Raw genomic sequence first — 24,196 nt, 5'->3', positions numbered from 1 at the left:
TGCCCAGAGGTCTCGACACGTGGATGGGACATCACGTCCGGACGTGCGCCCGCTCCCCCTGCGGCCCGTAAAGGCACAGCACCTCGGTCACCTGGTCCGTCACGTTGCCGATCCAGTGCGGCGTGTGCGTGTCGAACTCGACGACCTCACCCGGCCCGAGGTCGAGGTCCCGCTCGCCGAGCAGCAGCCGCAGCCGTCCGGAGAGCACGTAGAGCCACTCCCAGCCCTCGTGCGTCCGCAGGTCCGGCTCGCCGCCCGGCGAGTGCGCCGGGAAGAGCTGCTTGAACGACCGCACGCCCCCGGTCCGCCGTGTCAGCGGCACCACGACCCGGTCTCCGTGCCGCTCGGGCTGTAGGTGCACGCGGGGATCGCCCGTGCGCGGCGCTCCGACCAGGTCGTCGAGCGGCACCTGGTACGCCCGGGCCAACGGCAGCAGCAGTTCGAGCGTCGGCTTCCGCTGCCCCGACTCCAGTCGCGACAAGGTGCTCACCGAGATCCCGGTCTCCACCGCGAGCGCAGCGAGCGTGACGTCGCGTCGCTGGCGCAGGGCGCGGAGCCGTGGACCGACGGCGTCGACGACATCGGCCGTCGTGCGGGTGGTGGGGCGGGCCTCCTGGCGGTCGGTCATGTCGTCATGTTGCCAGACCGGCAACGAACGTTGCCACCGCGATCGCGACGCCGCACGATGGGCGCATGTCTGACTCCACTGACGTCCTCGTCATCGGCGGCGGTGCCGCCGGCCTCGCCGCAGCGCTCATCCTCGGTCGTTCTCGACGTTCCGTCCTCGTCGTCGACGCGGGCGAACCCCGCAACGCCCCGGCCGCGGGCGTCCACAACTACCTGGGCCGCGAGGGCATCGCTCCCGGCGACCTCGTCCGCACCGGACGTGACGAGGTCGCGCAGTACGGCGTCCGCGTCACTGCCGGGAGGATCGTGGCGGCGTCCGCCGGACCGGTCACGGACGGCGACCCGGTCGGCTTCACCCTCACCCTGGACTCCGGCGCGACCGTGTCCGCCCGACGGGTGGTCGTCGCCTCCGGCGCCGTGGACGTCCTGCCGGACGTGCCGGGCCTGGCGGAGCAGTGGGGCCGGGGCGTCGTGCACTGCCCGTTCTGCCACGGGTGGGAGGTCCGCGACCGCCGGATCGGCGTCCTGGTGACCACACCGTTCGGGGCGCACCAGACGCACATGTGGCGGGCACTGAGCGAGCACGTGACGGTGTTCGCCGACGGCCCGGACCGACTCACCGACGCCGACCTGGCGGGCTTCCGGGCGCGCGGCGTCGACGTCGTGACCGAGCGCGTCGTCTCGGTGGACTCGGTCGACGGCGTCCTGTCGGGCGTGACCCTGGCGGACGGGTCGACCGTCGCACTCGACGCCGTGGCAGCGGCGGGAAGTGTCGAGGCGCGGGTCGCCGGCCTCGAGGGCGTCGGGGTCCTCGCCGTCGACCAGGTCATGAACGACTTCCGGATCGGCAGCGCGGTCCCCGTCGGTCCGACCGGTGCGACCGACGTCCCCGGTGTGTGGGCGGCGGGGAACGTGGCGTCGCCCATGGCCACGGTCGCGGTGTCGGCAGCGGCGGGGACGACCGCCGGGGCCGCGGTGCACGGCGACCTGATCCAGGCGGACCTGGCCGCGGCGATGGCCCTGGCAGACGCGCGCTGAGCCGCGGGGCGGGCCGTCCGCACGGAGCGAGGTCGTGCCGCACGTCAGTCGACCCGGTACCCCGCCTGCGCGGCGAGCAGGGGCGCCAGCGTGAAGAGCTGGTCGGACGCGATGGTGGCCCCGCGCAGGCCCTCGAGCCGCTCCACCCGGTCGAGGTCCGCGCTGCGCAGGTCGACGTGCTCGATGCGGGTGTTCGAGCCCTCGGCAGCGCGGATCCGGGTCCCCTCGAACGACACCCGCAGCAGCCGGGCGTCGGCGATGTCGAGCTCGTCGATGACGCAGTCGCGGAACACCACGTCGGTGACCCGTGCCCCGCGCAGGTTCACGAACCCGAACTTCATGCCGATGAACTCGACGCCGTTCAGGCCCGCGTCGTACAGCTCTGCCGAGCCGACACGGCCGCCGCCGACGCGGACCTCGCGCCAGGTGCTGCTCGAGGCGCGGAGCACCGGGGCGTCAAGGGTCTCGACGACGGAGTCGTGCAGTCGGAGGCCGCGCAGGTCGGCGTCGTCGGCGTGCAGCACGTCGATGACGCACTCCTCGACCTCCAGGTCCGGCAGGCGTTGGCCCGCCAGGTCGAGCGTGCCGATCCGCCGCCCGTCGATCCGGTCGCCGGAGAGCACGTCGCCGGGCGCGGGCTGCCAGTCGGTGAGGTCGCCGGGCTCGGTGAGGGTGATGCGCGGAGCGGCGGTGCCGGACGGAGTGCGGGCCATGCGCTCAGTCTGCCGCGTCGGTCCGGCGCTCGAGCACGCTGTCGAGCCGGTGGTCCTTGGCCGGACCGACCGCTTCCCACCGCACGGTCCACCGCGTCGCGTCGCCGGACAGCAGCCCGGTGTAGTCGTCGGGAGCGCAGGCGTGCACGACGGTGTCGCCCCAGACCCAGTCGTGGAACACCCGCCCGTCGGCGAAGTGCACGCGCCACCCGAGGTCCTCGGTCCGGCGCACGAGCAGCGTCCGGGTGACCGGGACCGTCCGGCCGTCGAAGACCATCGTGCCCGTCTCGGTCCACTCGACCTGGTCGACGTCGTCCGGCGCCGACAGCGCGGACGGCCCGGACAGCGCAGAAGGCCGAGACGGCGCAGTCGGCGCAGCGGACCGCACCGCCCGCAACGTCGTCGTCCCGGTGACCGTGCCGTGGAGACCAGCCCGCCGGTCGTGCAGCGTCCTCCGCAGGGTCCAGCTCCCCAGCAGGTCTGTCGGCACCATCCCGGCAGCGTACCGGCGCGTCAGCACATCAGGGCGTCAGCCCCGGAGCGGGCCGGACGCCGGGACGTGCGCGCCGTCCGCGAACCCGGCCACCAGCTCGCCGAGCGCGTCCGTGGCACTGTGCCGGGCCTCCCAACCGAGTTCCGTCTGCGCCCGCGCGGTCGACATGACCGGCACCGACGCGGCGATGTCGAGCCAGCCGGCGTCGGTCGGCTGCAGGCGGAGCCGCCACGTCAGGGTCACGATGCCGCGGAGCAGCCGGTACGGGATCCGGACGGCGCCGCGCATGCCGAGTACCCGCGCGATCCGTGGCGGGGTGAGCACCGGTGCAGCGGCGATGTTGAACGCACCGGTCGCCCGGCGGTCGATCGTGCGCCAGAACGCGTCGGCGAGGTCGTCGGCGTGCACCGCCTGGAACACGAACGCGTACGGCAGCGGCAGCACGGCCCAGCGGATCCACCGGACGATGCCCATCGGCACGAACGGCCCGAGGAACAACCCCCGCAGCTCGGCGGCCACCGCCTTCTGGAAGACCAGCCCCGGTCGGAGTCGCGTGACGACCACCGCCGGGTGCGCCGCAGCGAAGGCATCGAGCGCCCGCTCGTTCTCGGCCTTGTGGATCGCGTACGTCGCCGTCGGGATGCCGTCGGTCGGGAAGGACTCGTCGACGCGGTGGCGCTTGCCCTCGACGTCGACCCCGCGGTAGGCGCCGACCGAGGACGCGACGACGACCTGGGGGACGTCGGCGCGAGCCACGGCCTCGAGCACGTTCGCCGTGCCCACGACGTTCGTCCGGTACTGCACCGGGATGTCGTGCGTCGGCTGCAGCGCCCAGGCCAGGTGCACCACCGCGTCGGCGCCGCGGAACACGGTGGCCAGCTGGTCGACCGCGTCCGGTGCGCCCACGTCGACGGCGTGCCAGAGCGCGCCGTCGTACGGTGCGGAGTGGGCGTCGGGCAGCCGTCGGGCAACGCCGACGACCTGCACGTCCGGCTCGGCGGTCAGGCGCCGCAGCACGGCGGTGCCGACGTTGCCGGTCGCCCCGACGACGACGACGCGGGTCACGCTGCGACCGGGGAACCGGCTGCCATCGCGGGGTCGAGGACGACCTTCACACACCCGTCCTGCTTCTTCTGGAACACCTCGTACATGTGCGGGGCGTCCTCGAGCGAGACCCGGTGCGACGTCAGGTCGAGCGTGCCGAGCGGGTCCGAGGGGTCGGAGACGAGCGGCAGCAGGTCGTCGACCCAGCGGCGGACGTTGCACTGCCCCTCGCGGACGGTGATCTGCTTGTCGAAGAGGGTCATCATCGGCATCGGGTCGGCCATCCCGCCGTAGACCCCGCTCAGCGAGACGGTGCCGCCGCGGCGGACCAGGTCGATCGCCGCGTGCAGGGCTGCCAGCCGGTCGATACCGGCCGTCTCGATCGCCTTCTGCGCGAGCGCGTCGGGCAGCAGCCCGGCCGCACGCTGGGCGAACCCGGCGACGGCGTTGCCGTGCGCCTCCATGCCGACCGCGTCGACGACGCCGTCCGGGCCGCGACCGTCCGTGCGGTCGACGAGTTCCGCGACGACGTCCTTCGTCAGGTCGTACGTCTCGATGCCGTGCTTCGAACCGAGGTCACGGCGGACCTGCTCGGGGTCGACGGCGAGTACGCGGTAGCCCAGGTGCTTGCCGATCCGTGCGGCGAACTGTCCGACGGGGCCGAGGCCGAGCACCGCGAGCGTGCCACCCTCGGGCACGTCGGCGTACTGCACTGCCTGCCAGGCCGTCGGGATGATGTCGCTCATGAAGAGCCAGCGGTCGTCGGGGGTGCCGTCGTCCGGGATCACGATCGGGCCGTAGTCGGCGTGCGGTACGCGCAGGTACTCGGCCTGGCCACCGGGGACCTGGCCGTACATCTTCGTGTAGCCGAAGAGCGCGGCGCCGCTGCCGTACTCGGTGACCTGGGTGGTCTCGCACTGGGACTGCAGGCCGCGCTGGCACATGTAGCAGTGCCCGCAGGAGATGTTGAACGGGACGACGACACGGTCGCCGACCTTGAGGTTCGTGACGGCGGAGCCGACCGCCTCGACGATGCCCATCGGCTCGTGGCCGAGGACGTCGCCCTTGTCGATGTACGGGCCGAGCACGCGGTAGAGGTGCAGGTCGGAGCCGCAGATCGCCGTCGAGGTGATCCGTACGATCGCGTCGGTCGGCAGCTGGATGGTTGGGTCGGGGACGGTCTCGACGGACACCTTCTCGGTGCCCTGCCAGGTCAGTGCGCGCATGGTGCAGTCCTCTCGTCGCGGTGGTCCCCGTCTACGCCCGCACACCGGCGCACCCTCCCAGCGGGTCGGCCGGCTGCTGTCGGCGGGTCGCTGTCGCCTTCGCGAAAGCGACAGAACCCGCCCGGACGTCGGGCACGATCTGTCGCCTTCGCGAAAGCGACAGAACCCGCCCGGACGTTCGGCACGATCTGTCGCTTTCGCGGGGGCATCACGTGAGCGCCCGCCGGACGGGAGGCCCGGTGCGGGCCCGACCCGAGCCTCCAGGCCGTCAGGTGACCGGGTCTGCCAACGTGGCGGCCAGGACCGCCGTCCACGTCGCGCGCACGTCCGGCTCGTCGTTGCGCTCGATCATGACGAGCGCCTTCCACAGGGACCACCCGCGCCCGCGAGCCCAGGTGTCGTCGTCCAGCCCGACCTCTTGCCGGAACACCTGCCGCGCGTCCGCGTCCAGGAACGTCCACGCCAGCACGACGTCGCACGCCGGGTCACCGACACCGCTCGTGCCGAAGTCGAGGAGCGCCGACAGCCGGCCCCGCTCGTCCACCAGCAGGTTGTCCGGCGCGACGTCCCCGTGGAACCACACGCCCGGTCCCTCCCACCTCGTGCTGCACGCCGCGTCCCAGACACGGCGGCAGGCGTCTCGGTCGACCTCGTCACCCAGGGTCCGGAGGGCCTCGTCCACCTCGTCGGCGTAGGCGGACGGTGGGGCACCGCGCTGGAACGAGTGCGCTCCCGGTTCCAGCCCGGGGCGTCCGTCGGTCGGGACCGCACGCAGCTGCCGGAGCGTCCCGCCGACGTCCGCGGCGAGCGCCGTCCGGTCGCCCTCCCACCGCGCCGCGACCGTGCCGCCGATCCACCGCCGCACTGACCACGGGAACGGGTAGCCGCTGCCGGGTCGACCGACGCCGACGACCTCCGGTACCGGGACGTCGAGGCGTGGGGCGAGCCAGGCGAGGACGCGGGACTCCTTCGCGGTCCCGGGCACGTACGCGCCGGCGCTCGGCAGGCGGACGGACAGCTCGTCGCCGAGGCGGAACGTGCGGTTGTCCCAGCCCTGGGGGTCCGCGGACGTGACGGGCAGCCCGGACCAGGCGGGGAACTGCTCGGCGACGAGCCGCTCCACCAGGGCCGCGTCGATGGGCACTGCGTCTGGGGGCACTGCGTCCGTGGGCACCGTGTCGTCCGACATGCAGCCATCGTGGCGGACGGATGGCCGGTCGGCCAGGGGGATCGTCCTGCGCGCCGATGCGCCGGACGGTCCCCGCTCGGGAGCATGGCGGCGATGAACCACCGATCCACCCGCAGGCCGTCGCGCCGCGCGCTGCTGTCCGGCGGCGGCGCGCTGCTCGTGGGCGCCCTGGCAGCCTGCGCGGGCGACCCCGGACGCCCCGACGCAGCTGACTCACCGAGCGCAACAGCGTCGTCGGGCACCACAGCGACGCCGACGCCCACGCCCACGCCGAGCCCCACGCCGACTCGTCCCGCGCTCCAGCGCCAGCCGCTGCCCCACGGCACCGTCACGGGGCTGCCCGCGGGCACGCCGGGGATCGCGTGGACGGTGGACGACGGCGCCTCGTCCGAGGTCGTCGAGGCGTACGCCCGGTTCGCCGCGGAGACCGGTACCCGGCTGACGTTCTTCGTGAACGGAGTCCGGCCGGCATGGACCAACCACGCCGACCTGCTACGGCCGCTGGTGACCTCGGGGCAGGTGCAGCTCGGGAACCACACGTGGGACCACCCGGCGCTGACGAAGCTGTCCGCCCAGGGCATCGTCGACCAGCTCACCCGGAACGACCACTTCATCGAGGACACCTTCGGCGTGACCGCGAAGCCGTACTTCCGTCCACCGTTCGGCTACCACGACGCCCGGGTCGATGCCGCAGCAGCCAGCGCCGGGTACACCACGCCGTTGCTCTGGTACGGCTCGCTCGCGGACTCCGGCGACATCACCGCGGACCAGATCGTCGGGTTCGCCGACCAGTGGTTCCTGCCGGCGCACATCGTGATGGGCCATGCGAACTTCCCCGGCACCATCGGGGCGCTCCCCCGGTTGCACGAGCTGCTGCAGGAACGCCAGCTGGCGACGTACACGCTGGATGACGTCTTCGACCGGTGAGCGACACCGAGCCGGCGGCCACGGCTCAGTGCCCGGCGCGCAGTCGCTCCCGCTCGCCCGCCGGCAGGTGCTCCGTCGCCGTGGCCAGCGCGGCGGGCGTGAGGAAGCGGCCCTGCTGTTCGAGGAACGCCACGAGCGCCGGCTCCGACGCCCGCTTGCCGACCTCGCGCAGCACCCAGCCGAGCGCGCTCTGCACGGTGTCGCCCTTCTCGCGCACCAGCCGGCCCACCACCGACAGGGGCACCTCGGCGTCGCCCTGCTTCACGAACGCCAGGGTGGCCACGACCGCGATCCGGCGGACGAACGCCACGTCGGACTTCGCGAGCGCGAACAGCGGCCCGGTCGACCCGCCCAGCATCGGCACGCCCACGAGTTCCTCGGCCACCAGGTCCACCAGCTCCGTCCGGTCGATCCGCTCCGACCGGGCAGCCGACAGGTACTCCTCGGTCAGCTCGGGGTCCGCGCGCTCGCGCATCGCCTGCACGAGCAGCAGCACCGCGACCAGTCGTGCGCCCGGGTCCTCGCTCCAGAGCAGCGCCGACCGGTCGCCCTCGTCGAGGTCCGCGAACTGCCGCGCGACGCGGCGCGCAGCCGCGACGTCGCCGGACGTCCGCGCGAACGCGACCAGGACGTCCTCGGCACTCGCGCGGCTCACCAGGTCTCCACCTGACCGACGCAGGTCACGAGACCAACCGGCACCGGGCCTCCCAGGAGGCCCCTCACCGGTCCGCCACGCCCGTCGCCGACTCGGCCGCACCCTCCAGACCGCCGGGTCCCGGCTCGGCGTCGGCGCGCGCTGCGCGCAGGCCCCGGCGCAGGACGATCACCGCGACGACCACCAGGAACGCCGCGAACAGCCACGTGCCGACCTGCGGGTCGATGACCCGGGCGAGTGCCGCACCGGCCGGCAAGCAGACCGCCGCCGTGATGCCGACCGTCAGGCCGATGCGCAGGTCCACCGCGCCCCGCCGCAGGTTCGCGACCGTGCCCGAGACCGCCGTCGGCACCATCGTCAGCAGCGACGTGCCCTTGGCCAGCAGATCCCCGGCCCCGAGCGCGAGCTCCATCCCCGGCACGATGACGACACCGCCGCCGACCCCGACCAGACCGGACAGCACGCCCGACAGCAGACCGATGCCGAACAGGACGAGCGCCTCGACGATCCCGAAGTGCACGTCGCCGGTGCGGGTCGGGGTGTTCGTGAACAGGGAGACGAGCACCACCGCGATGAACCCGACGAAGATCCACGGCAGGACCCGGAGCGAGATCGCACGCAGCAGTCGAGCGCCGACGGGTGCTCCGATGACGCTGCCGACCGCGAGGGTGAGCGCCGCGAGCCAGTGCACCTCGCCCTGCAGGGCGTAGGTGGCCGCACCGACGATCGCCGCCGGGGCGATGGCGACGAGCGAACTCGCCGAGGCGCTGCGCTGGTCCATGTGCAGGAAGGCCATGAGCGCTGGCACCACGATGACGCCGCCGCCGACGCCGAACAGGCCGGAGAGCACCCCGGCGAGGACACCGATCGCGACGAGCAGGAGGATGCGGGTGGTGCGGGAGGTCATCGGGTCCAGAGTACGTCGCGGGTTTTACACGACGGAAACGCGTTGTGTACAAACGGTGCCCCTCAAGCGTGATTGTATGCAATCACAGCCGCTCCTGAGCGCGATCCCACAAGGAACGCCACGCCACTCCACGCTTCAGGAACCCCATGCCCCCGATCAGCCCCCGACGCCGCCGCACACTCATCGCACTGCCCGCCGTCCTCGTCGCAGCGACGCTCGTCCTGACCGCCTGCGTCCCCGTCCAACGCTCGAAGGCCGGCGGCACCACCGCCGGCACGGTCACCACGACCCCGATCGGCGATCAGCAGGTCCGCGACGGCGGCGACCTCGTCATGGCGCTCTCCGCCGAGCCGGACCGTCTCGACCCGACCACGTCGTCGTCGCTCTACACCCGGTACGTCATGGAGACGATGTGCCAGAAGCTCTACGACATCGACGCCGAGGGCACGATCGTGCCGATGCTCGCCACCGCGCTGCCGACCGTGTCGGACGGCGGCAGGACGGTGACGTTCCCGGTGAGGACCGGCGTCCGGTTCGCCGACGGCACGCCCTTCGACGCGGCGGCGGTCGTCACCACGCTCGAGCGGAACCTGACGAAGGCCGACTCCAGCCGCAAGAGCGAGATGGGGCCGGTGTCGGACGTCGAGGCGGTCGACGACCAGACCGTGCGGCTGCACTACGACACCCCGTTCGCCCCGATCACCGCGGCGCTCGCCGACCGTGCCGGCATGGTGATGTCGCCGACGGCACTCGAGCGCGAGGGCGACGCCTTCGGTGACGCCCCCGTGTGCGTCGGGCCGTACAAGTTCGTCAAGCGGGTCCCGCAGACGTCGATCCAGGTCGAGAAGGACCCGGAGTACTACGCCCCCGAGACGGCGCACTTCGACACGATCACGTACCGGATCATCACCGACGCCAGCATCCGTGCGGCGAACCTGAAGTCCGGGGACGTCCAGGTCGCGGACTCGATCTCGACCCAGGACGTCGACGACCTGCGGAAGCGGAAGGACCTGAGCGTCCTGCGCACGGGGTCGCTCGGCTACCAGGGCATCACCGTGAACATCGGCAACCAGGACGGCGTCGGCACGGACCCGGAGCAGATCGACACCCCGCTGGCGAAGCGCGCCGACGTCCGACGGGCCCTGTCGATGTCGATCAACCGCGGCGAGCTCGTGCAGAGCGTGTTCCACGGCTGGGCGGACGTCGCATGCTCGCCGGTCCCCGACACGAGCGTGTTCGCGACGAAGGCCAGCTCGGCGTGCCCACCGTACGACCCGGAGCGGGCCAAGGCGATCCTGACGAAGGCGGGCGTGCAGCAGCCGTTCCCGATCGCGATGGAGGTGACGAACACCCCCGACACGGTCCGCTTCGCCCAGGCGCTGCAGGCGCAGGCCCGGGCCGGCGGGTTCGCGATCACGATCACCCCGGTCGAGTACACGACGCTGCTCGACGACCAGACGCGCGGTGACTTCCAGGCACTGCAGCTCGGCTGGTCCGGGCGGGTCGACCCGCACGGCAACATCGGCGGGTTCCTGGCGACCGGCGGCGGCAACAACTACGCCGGGTACAGCAACCCCGAGGTCGACGACCTGATCGACCGCGCCTCGCAGGCGACCGACGAGCAGGAGCGTGCAGCCCTGTACGGCGAGATGACGACGATCGTGCAGCAGGACGACCCGATCATCTACCTCTACCGGACCCGGAGCATCACCGGGGTCCGGAACGACATCGCGGGCGTCTCGACGTACGCGGACGGCGTGGTCCGGCTCAGCCAGGCCGCGTTCGTGGAAGGCGGCTCGAAGTGATCCGGTACGTGACCACGCGGCTCTGGCAGTCCGCACTGACCCTGGTCCTGGCGTCGATCGTGGTGTTCGTCGGCGTGCGGCAGCTGCCGGGCGACCCGGCCCTCGCGCTGGCGGGGGAGGAGGCCAGCCCCGAGCGCCTCGCAGCGGTCCGGCAGCAGCTCGGCCTCGACGACTCGGTCGTGGTGCAGTACTGGCGCTTCCTGGTGAACGCGCTGCAGGGTGACTTCGGCCGCTCCACCCGGACGGGCACCCCCGTGGACGAGCTCCTCGGTGGCACGCTCCCGGTGACGCTCTGGCTCGCGCTCTACGCCATCGTCGTCGCCGTCATCGTGGGCGTCGCCCTCGGCACGATCGCCGAGCGGTACCGCGGGCAGTGGCCGGAGTGGATGGCGAACGCCGCCGCGCTGGTCGGCCTGTCGGTCCCGAACTTCTGGCTCGGCATCCTGGCGATCGTCTGGTTGGCCGCGGGCCTCGGCTGGTTCCCGGCGTCCGGGTACGTCCCGATGACGACGAACCCGGCGAGCGCGATCTACCACCTGACACTGCCGGCACTCATCCTCGGCACCTCGCTCGCCGCGGTCATCATGCGGCAGACCCGGGCGTCGATGATCGAGACGATGAAGACCGACTTCGTCCGGACGGCCCGCGCGAAGGGCCTCAGCCGTGGCCGGGTCCTGTTCCGGTACGGCCTGCGGAACTCGATGATCGTCGTCGTGACGATCGTCGGGCTGCAGCTCGGCGGGCTCATCTCGGGCGCCGTCGTCACCGAGCGCATCTTCGCGCTGCCGGGCTTCGGCAAGCTCACCCTGGACGCGGTGTTCACCCGCGACTACCCGGTGATCCAGGCCGTCGTGCTCGTCATCACCGTCGGCTACGTCCTCATCAACCTGGCCGTCGACGTCCTGTACTCGGTCATCAACCCGAAGATCCGCGTCGGAGGAGCAGCATGACCCTGACCAGTCCCCCGGTCCGGCTCACGGACACCCTCGGCACCAGCCGGGGCCGCACGTGGCGCCAGGTGCGTGCGAACCGCCTCGGCATGACCGGCGCCGTCATGCTCGCGGTCGTCGTGCTCGCCGCGGTGACCGCCCCGCTCATCGCACCGCACGACCCCACCGAGACGCACTTCGACCTGCCGTTCCAGGTGCCGTTCACCGTGGGCTTCGGTCTGGGCACCGACGACCTCGGCCGGGACATCCTGTCGCGGACGTTCTACGGCATCCAGGTGTCGTTGGTCGTGGGTGCGCTGTCCGTGCTGGTGTCCGTCGTCGTCGGCACGCCGCTCGGCCTGCTCGCCGGGTACTGGAAGTGGCTCGACGCGGTCATCTCCCGCCTGACCGACGTCGCGCTCGCCTTCCCGTTCCTCATCATCGCGGTGGGCCTCGCGGCGATCAGCGGACCGAGCCTGTCGAACGCCGTCATCGCGATCGGCGTCTCGCACGTCCCCGCGATGATCCGGATCGTCCGCGGCGAGACCCTGCGGATCACGAGCGCCGACTTCGTCACGAGTGCGAAGACGCTCGATGCCGGCGGAGCGCGGATCATCCTGCAGCACGTCCTGCCGAACTGCCTGTCGGCGATCATCGTGCAGGCCACGGTCATCATGCCGGTCGCCGTGATCGGCGAGGCGCTGCTGTCGTTCCTCGGCCTCGGCATCCAACCGCCCACCCCGAGCCTCGGCATCATGCTCTCGGACGCGCAGCAGTACCTCGGCAACGCGCCGTGGGCCGCCGTCGTGCCGGGTGTCGCGATCGCCGTCATCTGCCTCGGCTTCAACCTGTTCGGGGACGCCCTGCGCGACGCCCTCGACCCCACCGCCTCCGACCGGAAGTGACCCCATGAGCACCAACCCCGCCTTCGTCGAACCCGGTGTCGAGACGACGAGACCGGACCTGCGCGGCACGTTCGGCATGGCCGCGTCCACCCACTGGACCGCGACGTCCACCGCCCAGGCCGTGCTCGAACGCGGCGGCAACGCCTTCGACGCCGCCGTCGCCGGTGCGTTCGTCCTGCACGTCGTCGAACCGCACCTGAACGGCCCCGGCGGCGACATGACCGCCGTCTTCGCGACGGCCACCGACAAGGCCCCCACGGTCCTGAACGGCCAGGGTCCGGCCCCAGCGGGTGCGACCCCGGAGCACTTCCGGTCGGAGGGGCTCGACCTGGTCCCCGGCGCCGGCGCGCTGGCCGCGGCCGTCCCCGGCGCGGTCGACGCCTGGTTCCTGCTGCTCCGCGACCACGGCACGTGGGAACTCGCCGACGTGCTGGCCTACGCGATCGGGTACGCCCGTGACGGCCACCCCGTCGCGCCGCGCGTGGCCGCCACGATCGCGACGGTCCAGGACCTGTTCCGCGACCACTGGCCGACCTCCGCCGACCGGTGGCTGCCGGGAGGCTCCGCTCCGGTACCCGGGACCGTCCTGCGCAACGAGACCTACGCCGCAGTGCTCGAGCGGCTCGTCGACGCCGGTTCCGACGTCGCCGAGGACGTCGCCGAGGACGGCGCCGACGCGCGCGCCGCCCGCATCGACGCCGCGCGGGACGCCTGGTCGCGCGGCTTCGTCGCCGAGGCCGTCGACCGCTTCGTGCGCGCCCCGCACCGCCACGCCTCGGGCACCGACCACGCGGGTGTGATCCGGGCGAGCGACATGGCAGCCTTCCGGGCGTCGTACGAACCCGCGACGACGGCCGAGTTCCGCGGGTGCACGATCGCGAAGACCGGACCGTGGGGCCAGGGTCCGGCGCTGCTGCAGACCCTGCGCCTGCTCGAGCCGCTCGAGGACGCCCGGCTCGACCCATCGACCGTGCTCGGCGCGCACACCATCGTCGAGGCGCAGAAGCTCGCCCTCGCCGACCGCGAGGCGTACTACGGCGACGGGGACGTCCCGATGGACGAGCTCCTCGCCGACGCCTACTCCGACGCCCGCCGTGCCCTGATCGGCGAGCGCGCCTCGCACGAGCTCCGTCCGGGCAGCGTCTCGACCCGAGCCGGAGCACTCCCGCCGCTGCGCGAGACCTACACACCGGGCGGCGAGCCGATCGCCGGCGTCGGGGAGCCCACCGTTCCGGGAGCGCGCGGAGCAGCCCCCGTCGAGGACCGCGGCGAGCCCGTCGTGATGGAGACCGGCGAGACCCGCGGCGACACCTGCCACATCGACGTCGTCGACCGCTGGGGCAACATCGTCAGCGCGACGCCGTCCGGCGGGTGGCTGCAGTCGAGCCCCACGGTCCCCGAGCTCGGGTTCTGCCTGGGCACCCGGATGCAGATGACCTGGCTCGAGGAGGGCACCGCCTCGACGCTGACGCCCGGGCAGCGCCCGCGCACCACGCTGACCCCGACCCTGGTGCTGCGTGACGGCGAACCGGTCATGGCGCTGGGCTCCCCCGGCGGCGACCAGCAGGACCAGTGGCAGCTGCTGTTCCTGCTCCGGACGATCGTCGGCGGGTACTCGCCGCAGCAGGCCATCGACGCACCGGCCCTGCACACGACGTCCTTCCCGGGGTCGTTCTGGCCCCGGACCTGGACCCCCGGCGGCCTGGTCGTCGAGGACCGGCTCGGGGACGCGGTGATCGCCGGGCTCGAAGCGCTCGGGCACGTCGTCACCCGCGCCGGCGACTGGTCGCTCGGCCGCCTGTCGTGCGTCACGCGCGACCCCGCCACCGGCGTCCTCGGCGCCGCCGCCAACCCCAGAGGAGCACAGGGCCATGCCACAGGACGCTGAGAACCGCCGCCCGACCACCGGAGCCGAGCCGGGCCTCCCGACCGACGCCGACCAGCGCGACCCGCTGCTGGCCGTCCGCGACCTGCGGGTCGCCTTCGGCGGCCGCGAGGTGCTGCACGGCGTCCACCTCGACGTCCGCCGTGGCGAACGCGTCGCCATCGTCGGCCAGTCCGGCTCTGGCAAGTCGACCCTGATCGCCGCCGTCCTGCGCCTGCTGCCGGGTGCCGGGCACATCACCGGCGGCTCGATCCACCTGGGCGGACTCGACCTGGGGGCCGCGGACGAGTCCGTGATGCGGCCGGTCCGCGGTGGCCGGATCGGCCTGGTGCCGCAGGACCCCTCGACGAACCTGAACCCGTCGATGCGGGTCGGTGCGCAGATCGCGGACACGCTCCGTGCCGGCGGGATGCGGGGGCGGTCGGCGGTCCGCGACCGGGTCGTGGCGCTCATGACCGAGGCCGGGATCCCCGAGGCGAGCCGACGTGCGGACCAGTACCCGCACGAGTTCTCCGGCGGCATGCGGCAGCGCATCCTCATCGCGATCGCGCTCGCACGGCAGCCCGAGCTGCTCATCGCGGACGAGCCGACCAGTGCGCTCGACGTGACGGTGCAGCGGCAGATCCTCGACCACCTGCAGACGCTCGTCGACCAGCACGGCACCACGCTGCTGTTCGTGACGCACGACCTCGGCGTCGCGGCGGACCGGACGGACCGGATCGTGGTGATGCTCGACGGCGAGGTCGTCGAGCAGGGCCCGCCCGAGGCGATCCTCCGCGACCCACAGCACGAGTACACCAAGCGACTCATCGCGGCCGAGCCCGCCCTGTCCGGCACCGCACCCGAGCCGACGCAGCACGGCGACCCGGTGCTCGTCGTCACCGACCTGGTCAAGGAGTACCGGCTCCGCGGCCGGGGCGCCGGTACGCTCCGGGCGGCCGACGGCGTCTCGTTCACCGTGCGCCGGGCGACGACCACCGCGGTCGTCGGCGAGTCCGGGTCCGGCAAGACGACCGTGGCGCGCATCCTGCTCGGCCTCGAGCAGCCGACCTCGGGGACCGCGCTCGTCGACGGGCGCGCGATCGGGACGGCCCGCGGCGCCGAGCGGCGGGCGATCCGACGGCAGGTGCAACCGGTGTTCCAGGACCCGTACGGCTCGCTCGACCCGACCTCGACGATCGAGCGGGTCATCGACGAACCGCTGCGGGTGTTCGGCGTCGGCGACCGGGCATCGCGGAGCGAACGGGTGGCGACGCTGCTCGACCAGGTCGCCCTGCCCCGGTCGATCGCGCAGCTCCGGCCGAACGAACTGTCCGGCGGGCAGCGCCAGCGTGTGGCCATCGCCCGGGCGCTCGCCCTCGAACCCGAGGTGCTCATCCTCGACGAGGCGGTGTCGGCGCTCGACGTGCTCGTGCAGGAGCAGGTCCTGACGCTGCTCGACGACCTGCAGGACCGTCTCGGCCTGAGCTACCTGTTCATCACGCACGACCTGGGCGTGGTGCGCCGGATCGCGGACGACGTCGTGGTCATGCGGCGCGGCGAGGTCGTCGAGCACGGGAGCGTCGCGCAGGTGTTCGACGCGCCGCAGGACCAGTACACGCGCGACCTGCTCGACGCCGTGCCGGGTCGCAGGATCGCCGAGGCCGCCGCGTGAGACGATCAGCACCGTGCTGAACGGTAACGGGGTCCTCGACGCGATCCGTCGCGACGTCGTCGCGGGCGTGCTCGCGCCGGGGACCCGCGTCACCGAGGCGTTCCTGGCGGAGCGCTACGGCGTCTCCCGGGTGCCCGTGCGCGAGGCCCTGCGCGGGCTCGAGGGCGAGGGCTTCGTCGTGTCCCGCCCGAACGTCGGCTCGCGGATCGCCGAGATCCCCTTCGACGAGGCCGACGACCTGTTCGCCGTGCGCGAGGCCCTCGAGATCGCGACCGCGCGCCGCGCCGCGGTCCGTGCCCGCACGCTGTTCGCCGCGGACACCCCGCCCGAGGGGTGGTGGCGCGTCCGCCGTGAACTCGGCGAGGTGCTCGACGCCGGGGACGACGCCGTCGAGCGCGACGAGCTCGACCTGCTCGTCGAGCTCAACGAGCGCTTCCACTTCCTGGTCGCCGAGCTCTCGGGCAGCAGCACGCTGGCGACCCTGCTCATGCAGCTCTCCCGCAAGATCGAGTGGCTATACGCGCTCGACACCGCGTCGCGTGGCAAGCGCCTGTGGCCGGACCACCGTCGGATCACCGCCGCGATCGACTCCGGCGACGCCGATCAGGCCGCCGAGCGGATGGGGTGGCACGTGCGCGAGAGCCGGATCGGCTACGCCGCCAGGTCCTCCGCCGACCGGGCGGACGCGTTGCGCACGGTCGGCCCCGCCGTCTGAGGTGTACCCCGGCGCGGCCCACGGGTGCGACGGGGGGCGCGCACTCGGACCGTGAGACTGCGTCTTCGCCGAGAACGGCTTGCGAGAACGACCGTTCTCCGATTGACTCGGCTCCGGCGGTCCCGGACGGGCCCGCACCCCCACACGAAAGGAGCGGCCATGCCCACGCGTACCGCACGTACCGCCTGGAACGGCGGCCTGAACGACGGCTCCGGCCAGGTCGAACTCTCCAGCTCGAAGGTCGGCACCTACGACGTGTCGTTCCCGAAGCGCGCCGCTGACGACGCGAACGGCGCCACCAGCCCCGAGGAACTCATCGCTGCGGCCCACTCGGCCTGCTACGCGATGCAGTTCTCCGCCGTCCTCGGCGAGGCCGGCGGCACGGTCGAGGCCCTCGACGTCAAGGCGGACGTCTCGCTCGGCCCGGACAGCGCGGGCGGGTTCAAGCTCACCGGCATCGTCCTCACCGTGAACGGCGAGGTCTCCGGCATCGACGAGGCGACGTTCCTCAAGGCCGCCGACGAGGCCAAGGCCACCTGCCCGGTCAGCAAGGCGCTGACGGGTGTCGACATCTCGCTCAACGCGACGTTCGAGCAGTAGCAGGCACCAAGCAGGAGTCAGCACTGCTGACGGACGGGAGGCCCGTGGCGACACCGCCACGGGCCTCCCGTCCGTCCGTACCCCGGTTCAGTGCCCGGCGGACCCGGCGAGGCGCGCGTCCGCTGCGGCGAGGCCCGCGCGCATCCGCGCTGCCTCCTCGGCGTCCCACGCGGCGGACGATGCCAGGGGCAACTCGGTCATGTACCGCCGTCGCTCGGGCGGGTACGCGCGGACGACGCGGTCGGGGTCCTCGACCACCGCGCGGTACAGCCGGGGTCCGTCCGCGTAGTACGGGTCCGTCAGCACCAGTCGCCCGTCGTCGCGGCGCATCACGTTGGCGGGGTTGTCGTCGAGCGGACCCCACCACGGCTGTTCCCGGGCGCCCCGTGCGTGCACCGAGCGGACGTGTCCGACCAGGGTCGCGACCTCGGGTGCACCGCTCGCGAGCGCACGGTGGAACGCCGCCGCCTCGGCCTCCGGCACGGGTCGGAGGTGTTCCATCAGCGTGACGTCACCGCCCCCGGCCAGCGCGCGGTGTCCGAGCAGCACGGGGACCTGCCCGGTCGACGCCGCCACGCGGTAGAGCTCGGCGGCGTACGGCGCTGCCGGGTCGAACGGGCTGATCCGCGCGACCGACCGTCCGTCCGGCGCCCGGAGTGCCCAGGCCCAGTCCCCGACGCCGCAGGGCGCCCACCCGGCGGCGCGCAGCGACGCGTCGACGTCGACGTGCGTCGCGTCGGCGGCCAGGTCGTCGAGCACCCGGTGGCCGTCGGACTCCCCCGTCGATGTCATCCGGCCACGGTAGACGACGCACCCAGCGCGCATGGAGGACGGCACGGCGCTCGGCAGGCACAATGGCGGGATGCCCGACCCGCTCCACCCTGTTCCCCGGACGGGCCGTCCCCCGCGTCCGCCCCATCGCGCCCGGGCCCGTGACGTCGCCCAGCACGACCTGCGGGACATCCGCGCTCGGCTCCGCGGCTCGATCTACGAGCACGTGGAACCCGACCGTCGGGCGGCTGCCCAGTACACCGCGGTGCAGATCGTGGACTTCTGCCTCGACGTCGCCGAGGTGATGCTGGCCTCCGGTGCCGACACCCGCAGCGTCGAGATCGCCCTGGTCGCCGTCGCGACGAAGTGGAACCTCGCACCGCTCGAACTCGACTTCACGGGCAGCTCCGTGACGATCCAGTACGCACCCGCCGAGGGCCCGGCACTGGTCAAGATGCGGACCGTGCGCTCCGACGGGTCCGACCTGAACCGCCTGGCGTGGGCGAACCAGATCGTCGACGACGTCATCCACGACGAGCGCGACATGACCTCCGCCGTCAGTGCCCTGGTGGCCGTGCTGCGGATGCCGTCCCGGTGGCCGAGCTGGGTGGCCGACGTGGGGCTGTCGATCCTCGGCACGTCGATCGCGATGCAGGCGAGCGGCGGCTGGCGTGCCGGGGTCGGCGCGTTCGTGCTCATGCTCGGGATCATCCTGTCCGGGCGGTGGCTGACGAACCGGGGCTACCCGCAGTTCTTCGTCTCCGGGGCTCAGGGTGCCGTCGCGTCGGTGATCGGCACCCTGGCGATCGGTGCCGGTGTCCTGCAACCGGCGGGCGCGGCCACGATGGTCGCGGCGATCGTGGTGCTGCTCCTGCCCCACGTGTCGCTCGTGACCTGGGCGCAGGACGCGATCTCCGGGTTCCGGGCGATGGCCGTGGCGCGGGCGTTCTACATCGGGCTCGTGATCGCCGCGATCGTCGTCGGTGTGCCCGCGGGGATCGCGATGACGAAGTGGCTGCACCTGGAGGTCGACCCGTCGGGCATCGTGACGCAGACCCTCCCGCTGTGGGCCTCGCTGTCCCTGACGGTCGTGTCGGCGGCAGCGAACTGCTTCGTGCAGCAGGCGAGCGCCCGGGTCATCCCCGTCGCAGTCGTGTTCTCGGTGACCGCGGCGGCGTCGTTGTGGGGGCTCCGGCAGCTCGGACTCCCGCTGCTCGGCGCGACGTTCCTGGCGGCGGTGCTGCTCGGTGTGCTGTCCACCTACGCCGCGGTGCGGATGCGGACCGCGGTGTCGGCGATCTCCGTGCCGGCGTTCTGCGGCGCGCTGCTGCCCGGTGTGGCCGTGTCGAACGCCCTGCTCAACTTCATGTCCGGCACGTCGAGCGCGGCACTGGACTTCGTCGCCGCGGTGTCGGTGGCGCTCGGGATCGGCGCCGGGCTGGTGCTCGGGAGCCTGTTCGCGACGCCGGGCGCACGGCGTGCACTCCGCCGCTCGCGCAAGGTCGTCGTCCACTCGGTGCACAGTGACACCACCGCGCTCCGGGTCATCCGCGACAGCGGCTACGACCCCGGCAACGGGACGGTGCCGCGACTCCCCCGCACGCCCTGACCACGACCTGCAGGCAGGGACGGGCTACAGGTCCCAGCCGTCGTCGGACCACGTCGAGAGCCGCCTGACCGCCTGGGGCTGGTAGCGCTCCATCCAGCCGCGCTCCAGGCGTGCCACGGCACGGTCGAACGCCGGCACGAGGTCCAGGTCGGCCCGCAGCAGTGCCTGCAGCTGGAGGCCCTCGTACAGGGCGATGAGCTGCTCGGCTCCGCGGCGGGGCTCCATCGTGTGCGGGGCCCGTCCGACCGCGACGTCGTGCTCGAGCCCGCGGCGGATCTGCGCGAAGAAGAGCTGGTAACGGGACCGCAGGTACGGCGCCATCGGGTGTCCCGGGTTGCCCGCGACCGACAGCAGGGCGACGAGCAGGCGCATCAGCGCGGGGTCCTCGGCGTTCGAGGCGACGATCGCGCGGAGCAGCTCGACGGTGCTGCCGTCGCCCACCTCACGCGTGACCTCGTCCATCCGGCCGCCGTTCCACCGGTCGAGCGCTGCGAGGACCAGGCCGTCCCAGGACGGGAAGTGCTGGCGGAGCTCCGCGACGGAGATGTCGAGCCGCTCGGCGACGGCGTCGGGCCGCGCCTCGTGGAACGGCACGTCCCGGAGCAGGTCGACGGTCGCACCGACGATCGTGATCCGCAGGTGCAGGGTCGCGGCAGCGGCGGCGGCTGCCGCGGTGTCCGCGCTGGTGTCCTCGAGCATCATGCCCTCCGTCGTTCCTCAGACGGTGGGTCGACGTCGCTGGGACCCGTGTCCGATCGCGGACGTCCTGTCCGCGGACCCAGCCTGACGTGTTCCGGGGCGCGACAGAATCCCCGGTCCGGGGGTCGGCATTGTGGGGGACAGGACGACCGGTCCGGCCCTGGCGCGTCACCGTCGGGCTGTGTGACGATGCCAGGGTGACCCCGGAAGACCCCACCGCCCAGGGCCTGGCGACCATGGCGTCCGCCGGCTTCGAGTTCGGCGGCAGTCCAGACCAGGTGGCCCACGACGTCCGGACGATGTGGGAGCAGCTCGGACGTCCGCCCGGCGCCTTCGCGGCCGCTGCCCGCGCGGTCGCCGTCCTGCCGCAGCGTCCGGAGGTCCCCGTCGCTGCCCAGGCCGAGCGCCGGCGCCTCGAGCGGGCGTTCGGCATCAACCCCGTCGAGGTCGAGCTCACCGCCGCGCTCGAGGCGCGCGAGCTCCTGGAGCGGATGGCTCGCGACTGACGTCGGGACGGACCCCCGAGACGGACGGGAGGCCCGGTGCCAGCTGGCACCGGGCCTCCCGTCAGCGGTCGGAGACGCCTACGGCGTGGGCATGCCGCCGTCGACGTGCAGGGTCTCACCGACGACGTACGACGACTCACCGCTCGCCAGGAAGACGAACGCCGGTGCGAGTTCGGCGGGCTGGCCCCAGCGGCCGAGGTACGTCTGCTCGCCGGCGGAGGGCAGTGCCTCCGGCGGCTGGCCACCGGCGGGCTGCAGCGGGGTCCAGATCGGCCCCGGCGCGACGGCGTTGACGCGGATGCCCTTCGGCGCGAGCTGCGCCGCCAGGCCCTTCGCCATGTTGTTCACGGTCGCCTTGGTGGCGGCGTAGTGGACCAGGTGCGGTGACGGTGCGTACGCCTGGATCGACGTCGTGTTGATGATGGTCGAGCCCGGCTGCAGGTGCGGGACCGCCGCCTTGGTGATCCGGAACGTCGCGTAGGCGTTCGTCTTGAAGGTCTCGTCGAACTCCTCGTCCGAGATGTCGACGATCGAGGACACGTTCTGCTGCTTGCCGGCGTTGTTCACCAGGATGTCGAGCCCGCCGAGCTCACGCACCGCGGTGGCGACGAGCTCCTCACAGAACGCCAGCGAGGTGATGTCGCCTGGGATCGCGACGGCCTTGCGCCCAGCTGCCTCGATGAGCCCGACGATGCGCTCGGCGTCCTCCTGCTCCTCGGGCAGGTACCCGATCGCCACGTCGGCGCCCTCGCGGGCGTAGGCGATCGCGACGGCGGCGCCGATGCCGGAGTCGCCACCGGTCACGAGCGCCTTGCGCCCCGCCAGACGACCGGAGCCCCGGTAGGTGTCCTCGCCGTGGTCGGCGGGCACGTTCTGGGCCATCTCCTCGTCGGTGCCGGCGCCGGGCAGGTACTGCTCGTCCGGCTTCTTGTCGGCGTACATCGCCGTCGGGTCCTGCATCGTGTACTGGTCAACCGCTGTCTCGTCCGTCATGGTCCCGACGGTACGCAGCACGGCCTCACGGCCCCGTCAGACGCCTGTCCCCCGTCGATCCCGAGGTCACGGTCCGGTGACGGCCCGGACCCGATTCGGTAACACCCGTCGTCCAGCGGCGAACCGGGACGTACCGTCGAACGGTGACTGCTCGGACCTGGCTCGCCATCGGCGCCGCCGCGCTCGCCCTCGTGGTGGGCACGACGACCGCCGACCTGTCGCGCGGGGCTGACCAGGACGACCGGGCCGTCGCTGCCGAGATGACCCCCGGGCCGATGACACCTGTGACCGACGCGGCGCACGTCCCGACCGTCAAGCTCAAGCGCGTCGATGGTCTCGAGCTCGATGCCGAGTCGATGACCCTGCGTCGCGGGGACCGCACCGTCGCGGTCGCCTCGATGCGCAACGCGTCCGAGACCGTGGCGCTGCTCGACCGCCTGTTCGGCACGCCGGCGCGGACCCAGACCGCCGAGGGCGACGGTGGCCGGTGCTTCCCCGCCGGGGTCACCTACACGTGGGGTGGGGCCTTCCGGGTCGCCGCCCTCGCCGCACCGTCCGAACTCGGCAACGCGCTCGAGGTCCGGATCCTGCGGTCCGAGGTCCGCGCGCGCACCGGCGGGATCGTCGAGCTGAGCGGCCCGGACGGTATCCAGGTGGGCGACGACGCCACCGACGTGATCCACGATGCCCGGGCGGGCGACCGCGAGTCCCTCGGCTCCGACGACGCTCCGGCATGGCAGGTGCTGCTCGCCGAGGGGTGGCCCTCGGACGAGCAGGGCGCCGGCACCAACGGCGTCTCCGCGCTGACCGACGACACGACGGTCACCGTGATCGGCGCACCGATGCCGGTGCACTCCGCCCGAGCCTGCTGAGGGCGGGACGCCGACCCGACGGCCGGACGCCGACCCGACGGCCGGACGCCGACCCGTCGGTCAGACGCGGATGGTCGCGACGACCGGGAAGTGGTCGCTCGCGAACCACGTCTCCGGTCCGTCGTGGTCGATGACGACCCGGTCCACCGCGGCGACCCCGCGCGTCAGGACCCAGTCGATCCGTTCGCCCGAGTCGACGGGCGCCCGCCAGTCGTTGTAGGTCGCGGTCCGGTCCTCGGGGTCGCCGGCGACCGCCCAGGCGTCCGCCCAGCCCGCGTCGGCGAACACCTGGGACGCCGCCCCGGCGCCCGCCGGCTCGTTGCAGTCGCCGGCGAACACCAGCGGCCCGTCGACCCCGGCGAACCGTTCGACGACCAACGCCGCGCTCCGCGCCCGTACCTGGTCGCCGTGGGCGTTCTCCTCGTGGTCGAAGTGGGTCGTCACCAGGGTGAAGTCCGGACCGTGCAGGTCCAGGAAGCGCGCATGGTTCGCGATGCGCGGGTACACGCTGCCCCAGGTGTTCGAGACCGGCTCGTCCGGGGTGTCCGACAGCCAGAACGACCCCTCGTCGACGGGGCGAAGCCGGTCACGCCGGAAGAACACCGCAGCGTGCTCGCCGGCCGACCCGCCCTCGCGTCCCTGCCCGACGTCGCCGAGGTGCCCGAGCCCCTGCCGCAGGTCCTCCATCTGGTGGTCGAAGGCCTCCTGCACGCACAGCACGTCCGGGTCGTGGCGCCGGATGACGTCGAGCACCACCGGCAGCCGCGCGGGCCAGTCGTGCGCCGGGTCCGGGTTCTTGATGTTGTACGTCATGAGGGTGATCGGCTGCGCTGGGGTGGTCACGCGTCGAACCTACGGGGACGTCCCTGACGGCGCCGTCATCACGCGTCGGAGCGCCAGGACCCCGTCGCGCGCCCGTGTCCTCGCAGTCCCGGTCGGCACCCCGAGGACCACCCCGAGCTCCGGCCCGCTCAGTCCGACCAGGTGCCGCAGGACGACCGCCTCGCGCTGCCGGGCCGGGAGCACCCGCAGGGCACGCCGCAGGGCGAGGCGGTCGAGCACTGACTCCGCGCGCTCGACGCTCGCGTGGTCGACGACGTCCAGGTCGCGGGCGCCGATCCGCAGGTCGCGCTCGCGCTCGGTGCACAGCTTGCGGAGGCGGTCGATCGCCCGGCGTTGGGTGATGGTGCGGACCCACGGCGCGACGGCCCGGGCGGGGTCGAAGCGGTCGGCGATGGTCCAGAGCTCGAGCAGGACGTCCTGGGTCACCTCGTCCACGACCCAGGCGTCGGACAGGTACCGGCGCACCCAGTGCGCGATCAGCGGACGGTATCGGACGGAGAGCTCGGCGTAGGCGGTCTGGTCGCCGCGACCGACCGCCGTCATCAGCGACCGTTCCTCTGCGCGGACGGCGGTCAGATCATCAGGCACAAC

Annotated in this window: 25 protein-coding genes; 12 read left to right on the top strand and 13 right to left on the bottom strand. The window is 72.9% G+C overall.

From position 1 onward, the window contains the following. Nucleotides 1-31 precede the first annotated feature (31 nt). Nucleotides 32-628 carry a helix-turn-helix domain-containing protein gene (locus tag BIU90_RS17625; RefSeq protein WP_071301470.1) on the bottom strand — a complete coding sequence of 199 codons (597 nt, stop codon included), beginning with the start codon at nucleotides 626-628 and terminating at the stop codon, nucleotides 32-34. 65 nt (nucleotides 629-693) lie between these two features. Between BIU90_RS17625 and BIU90_RS17620 the strand changes: the two genes are divergently transcribed. Further along, nucleotides 694-1,665, top strand: a complete 972-nt coding sequence (locus tag BIU90_RS17620; RefSeq protein ID WP_071301469.1) for an NAD(P)/FAD-dependent oxidoreductase — start codon at nucleotides 694-696, stop codon at nucleotides 1,663-1,665. 44 nt (nucleotides 1,666-1,709) lie between these two features. Here the strand turns inward: BIU90_RS17620 and BIU90_RS17615 are convergent, their stop codons facing one another. The 5 genes from BIU90_RS17615 to BIU90_RS17595 form a co-directional block, all read right to left on the bottom strand. Then, complete coding sequence (locus tag BIU90_RS17615) at nucleotides 1,710-2,378, bottom strand: pentapeptide repeat-containing protein (RefSeq protein ID WP_071301468.1); 669 nt, start codon at nucleotides 2,376-2,378, stop codon at nucleotides 1,710-1,712. A gap of 4 nt (nucleotides 2,379-2,382) precedes the next feature. Beyond that, nucleotides 2,383-2,871 carry a DUF6314 family protein gene (locus BIU90_RS17610; protein ID WP_139195357.1) on the bottom strand — a complete coding sequence of 163 codons (489 nt, stop codon included), beginning with the start codon at nucleotides 2,869-2,871 and terminating at the stop codon, nucleotides 2,383-2,385. A gap of 36 nt (nucleotides 2,872-2,907) precedes the next feature. Continuing rightward, nucleotides 2,908-3,936: an NAD-dependent epimerase/dehydratase family protein gene (locus tag BIU90_RS17605; protein ID WP_071301466.1), complete on the bottom strand. Its 1,029-nt coding sequence runs from the start codon at nucleotides 3,934-3,936 to the stop codon at nucleotides 2,908-2,910. Continuing rightward, on the bottom strand, nucleotides 3,933-5,141 hold the full coding sequence (locus tag BIU90_RS17600; RefSeq protein ID WP_071301465.1) for a zinc-dependent alcohol dehydrogenase: 1,209 nt from the start codon (nucleotides 5,139-5,141) through the stop codon (nucleotides 3,933-3,935). The genes BIU90_RS17605 and BIU90_RS17600 overlap by 4 nt, the downstream gene beginning before the upstream one ends. A gap of 268 nt (nucleotides 5,142-5,409) precedes the next feature. Beyond that, nucleotides 5,410-6,330 (bottom strand): aminoglycoside phosphotransferase family protein, encoded by a 921-nt coding sequence (locus tag BIU90_RS17595; protein ID WP_071301464.1) that lies wholly within the window; start codon nucleotides 6,328-6,330, stop codon nucleotides 5,410-5,412. A gap of 93 nt (nucleotides 6,331-6,423) precedes the next feature. Here BIU90_RS17595 and BIU90_RS17590 point away from each other — a divergent pair, with 93 nt between their 5' ends. Then, a complete protein-coding gene (locus BIU90_RS17590) occupies nucleotides 6,424-7,257 on the top strand; it encodes a polysaccharide deacetylase family protein (protein ID WP_071301533.1) in 834 nt (277 codons plus the stop codon). Between the two features lie 25 nt (nucleotides 7,258-7,282). On the opposite strand, the gene BIU90_RS17585 is transcribed toward BIU90_RS17590, so the two are convergent. Next, nucleotides 7,283-7,912 (bottom strand): DNA alkylation repair protein, encoded by a 630-nt coding sequence (locus tag BIU90_RS17585; protein ID WP_071301463.1) that lies wholly within the window; start codon nucleotides 7,910-7,912, stop codon nucleotides 7,283-7,285. 64 nt (nucleotides 7,913-7,976) lie between these two features. Then, nucleotides 7,977-8,819: a sulfite exporter TauE/SafE family protein gene (locus BIU90_RS17580; RefSeq protein ID WP_175470253.1), complete on the bottom strand. Its 843-nt coding sequence runs from the start codon at nucleotides 8,817-8,819 to the stop codon at nucleotides 7,977-7,979. 146 nt (nucleotides 8,820-8,965) lie between these two features. Between BIU90_RS17580 and BIU90_RS17575 the strand changes: the two genes are divergently transcribed. From BIU90_RS17575 to BIU90_RS17545, 7 genes are all read left to right on the top strand, one after another. After that, nucleotides 8,966-10,624 carry an ABC transporter substrate-binding protein gene (locus BIU90_RS17575; protein ID WP_071301462.1) on the top strand — a complete coding sequence of 553 codons (1,659 nt, stop codon included), beginning with the start codon at nucleotides 8,966-8,968 and terminating at the stop codon, nucleotides 10,622-10,624. Continuing rightward, a complete protein-coding gene (locus tag BIU90_RS17570) occupies nucleotides 10,621-11,574 on the top strand; it encodes an ABC transporter permease (RefSeq protein WP_071301461.1) in 954 nt (317 codons plus the stop codon). The genes BIU90_RS17575 and BIU90_RS17570 overlap by 4 nt, the downstream gene beginning before the upstream one ends. Continuing rightward, nucleotides 11,571-12,458, top strand: coding sequence for an ABC transporter permease (locus tag BIU90_RS17565; RefSeq protein WP_071301460.1), 888 nt, complete (start codon nucleotides 11,571-11,573; stop codon nucleotides 12,456-12,458). The genes BIU90_RS17570 and BIU90_RS17565 overlap by 4 nt, the downstream gene beginning before the upstream one ends. A 4-nt stretch (nucleotides 12,459-12,462) precedes the next feature. Continuing rightward, nucleotides 12,463-14,346, top strand: a complete 1,884-nt coding sequence (locus BIU90_RS17560; protein WP_071301459.1) for a gamma-glutamyltransferase family protein — start codon at nucleotides 12,463-12,465, stop codon at nucleotides 14,344-14,346. Continuing rightward, nucleotides 14,330-15,997, top strand: coding sequence for an ABC transporter ATP-binding protein (locus BIU90_RS17555; RefSeq protein WP_071301458.1), 1,668 nt, complete (start codon nucleotides 14,330-14,332; stop codon nucleotides 15,995-15,997). Before BIU90_RS17560 ends, BIU90_RS17555 begins: the two co-directional genes overlap by 17 nt. Before the next feature lie 13 nt (nucleotides 15,998-16,010). Beyond that, a complete protein-coding gene (locus BIU90_RS17550; RefSeq protein WP_254787102.1) occupies nucleotides 16,011-16,712 on the top strand; it encodes a GntR family transcriptional regulator in 702 nt (233 codons plus the stop codon). A gap of 159 nt (nucleotides 16,713-16,871) precedes the next feature. Next, on the top strand, nucleotides 16,872-17,312 hold the full coding sequence (locus BIU90_RS17545) for an OsmC family peroxiredoxin (RefSeq protein WP_071301457.1): 441 nt from the start codon (nucleotides 16,872-16,874) through the stop codon (nucleotides 17,310-17,312). Nucleotides 17,313-17,399: 87 nt separating this feature from the next. Here BIU90_RS17545 and BIU90_RS17540 read toward each other — a convergent pair whose 3' ends face one another. Next, complete coding sequence (locus BIU90_RS17540; RefSeq protein ID WP_071301456.1) at nucleotides 17,400-18,104, bottom strand: hypothetical protein; 705 nt, start codon at nucleotides 18,102-18,104, stop codon at nucleotides 17,400-17,402. A gap of 70 nt (nucleotides 18,105-18,174) precedes the next feature. Here BIU90_RS17540 and BIU90_RS17535 point away from each other — a divergent pair, with 70 nt between their 5' ends. After that, entirely contained in the window at nucleotides 18,175-19,692 is a 1,518-nt protein-coding gene (locus BIU90_RS17535; RefSeq protein WP_071301531.1) for a threonine/serine exporter ThrE family protein, read from the top strand. Between the two features lie 24 nt (nucleotides 19,693-19,716). Here BIU90_RS17535 and BIU90_RS17530 read toward each other — a convergent pair whose 3' ends face one another. Then, nucleotides 19,717-20,394: a TetR/AcrR family transcriptional regulator gene (locus BIU90_RS17530; RefSeq protein WP_071301455.1), complete on the bottom strand. Its 678-nt coding sequence runs from the start codon at nucleotides 20,392-20,394 to the stop codon at nucleotides 19,717-19,719. A 194-nt stretch (nucleotides 20,395-20,588) separates the two neighbouring features. On the opposite strand from BIU90_RS17530, the gene BIU90_RS17525 reads away from it, so the two are divergent. Further along, nucleotides 20,589-20,897: a hypothetical protein gene (locus tag BIU90_RS17525; protein ID WP_071301454.1), complete on the top strand. Its 309-nt coding sequence runs from the start codon at nucleotides 20,589-20,591 to the stop codon at nucleotides 20,895-20,897. 78 nt (nucleotides 20,898-20,975) lie between these two features. Here the strand turns inward: BIU90_RS17525 and BIU90_RS17520 are convergent, their stop codons facing one another. Continuing rightward, on the bottom strand, nucleotides 20,976-21,857 hold the full coding sequence (locus BIU90_RS17520; protein ID WP_175470256.1) for an SDR family oxidoreductase: 882 nt from the start codon (nucleotides 21,855-21,857) through the stop codon (nucleotides 20,976-20,978). A gap of 176 nt (nucleotides 21,858-22,033) precedes the next feature. Here BIU90_RS17520 and BIU90_RS17515 point away from each other — a divergent pair, with 176 nt between their 5' ends. Next, complete coding sequence (locus BIU90_RS17515; protein ID WP_071301453.1) at nucleotides 22,034-22,762, top strand: hypothetical protein; 729 nt, start codon at nucleotides 22,034-22,036, stop codon at nucleotides 22,760-22,762. Nucleotides 22,763-22,822: 60 nt separating this feature from the next. On the opposite strand, the gene BIU90_RS17510 is transcribed toward BIU90_RS17515, so the two are convergent. Both BIU90_RS17510 and BIU90_RS17505 read right to left on the bottom strand, forming a co-directional pair. After that, nucleotides 22,823-23,605, bottom strand: coding sequence for an endonuclease/exonuclease/phosphatase family protein (locus BIU90_RS17510; protein ID WP_071301452.1), 783 nt, complete (start codon nucleotides 23,603-23,605; stop codon nucleotides 22,823-22,825). 9 nt (nucleotides 23,606-23,614) lie between these two features. Continuing rightward, nucleotides 23,615-24,193 carry an RNA polymerase sigma factor gene (locus tag BIU90_RS17505; RefSeq protein WP_139195356.1) on the bottom strand — a complete coding sequence of 193 codons (579 nt, stop codon included), beginning with the start codon at nucleotides 24,191-24,193 and terminating at the stop codon, nucleotides 23,615-23,617. Between the last annotated feature and the right edge of the window lie 3 nt (nucleotides 24,194-24,196).

This window comes from Curtobacterium sp. MCBA15_001 (assembly GCF_001864835.1).
GTDB lineage: Bacteria > Actinomycetota > Actinomycetes > Actinomycetales > Microbacteriaceae > Curtobacterium.
The sequence above is the reverse complement of the archived record's forward strand: the minus strand, read 5'-3'. Positions and strand labels throughout refer to the sequence as shown.